The 908-nt window shown below is 34.0% G+C and carries 1 protein-coding gene and 1 pseudogene; both read right to left on the minus strand.

Annotated elements, in window-relative coordinates; all coding sequences use genetic code 11:
- Positions 1–585: pseudogene (locus B0A78_RS13085) on the minus strand (IS256 family transposase); the annotation flags it as partial.
- Positions 576–776 carry a hypothetical protein gene (locus tag B0A78_RS14920; RefSeq protein ID WP_065213728.1) on the minus strand — a complete coding sequence of 67 codons (201 nt, stop codon included), beginning with the start codon at positions 774–776 and terminating at the stop codon, positions 576–578. The gene B0A78_RS14920 and the pseudogene B0A78_RS13085, both read right to left, overlap by 10 nt.
- Between the last annotated feature and the right edge of the window lie 132 nt (positions 777–908).

A 908-nucleotide genomic window follows, 5' to 3' on the forward strand; every position in this document is an offset into this window, starting at 1 on the left:
TCGTTTTGTTCGTGGAAAAATAGCTAATATATTTCGTTTAAAATGAACCACACAGAGTTGATGTTTGGCATTAGGGAAGACTTTTGCACTAGCGTTTTCAATAGATGTTAAGCCGTCAGAGACCACTAATCCAATACTTTTTACACCTCTTGTTTTTAAGCTCTCCAACTCTTGTTGCCACAATAAAGCTCCTTCTGTGGGATGATTTACAATTGTTAAAACCTCCCTTGTTTCTTCTTCTTTAATACCTAAAATTGTGAAATAGCCTTCTTTCTTAACCGAATCATCTCGCCTTGTATGAACAAAAGTAGCATCAATATAAAGTACTAAATAATGTTCTTCTAAGTCTCTTTTAAGCCATAATTCAATTTCTTTTTTACTCTCCTTCATCAAGTAACTTATCTGCTGCTTGCTGTAATCTTTACCGTAAAGTTCTTCATAAACGTCGCTTACTTGCTCTGTTGTTTAACCTTTTCTATAAAGACTAAAAATGAGTTTTCGATGCTCTTCATCCTCATTTCTTAGAACTCCAAGCAATGCTGGATAAAAGGTACCACTTCGTGTTCTTGGTACCTTTAAAACCATTTCTTTGCAAAACCATTAGTAGTTCTAGTTCTAAATCCATTTGCATAATCCGTGGGATTTTCTAGCGGATGCAATACCCGTTCTGACTTCATAAAGGTCTCTAAGGTCATTTGCATTAATAAATTCGTTCCATTTTCTGAATTTGCAACTTCCAATAATAATTCCGAAATTTGAGCGTGTGTAAAGTCCATAATTGTAAATTTTAATGGTTCATAATTTTAAAATTACAAAAAATTCTTTACACACTTTTTTTGTACAGTATCCCCGCTCACGCGGTGATTTCGGTTTGATAGCACAAACGCGTATAAAACAAAAAACCTTCA

Origin of the sequence: Flavobacterium columnare NBRC 100251 = ATCC 23463 (assembly GCF_002530675.1) — a bacterium.
GTDB classification, from domain to species: Bacteria; Bacteroidota; Bacteroidia; order Flavobacteriales; family Flavobacteriaceae; genus Flavobacterium; species Flavobacterium columnare.

What these genes read in the sequence shown, in the direction of transcription:
- B0A78_RS14920 (WP_065213728.1), bottom strand. Translation starts at nt 776, where the DNA reads ATGGACTTTACACACGCTCAAATTTCGGAATTATTATTGGAAGTTGCA.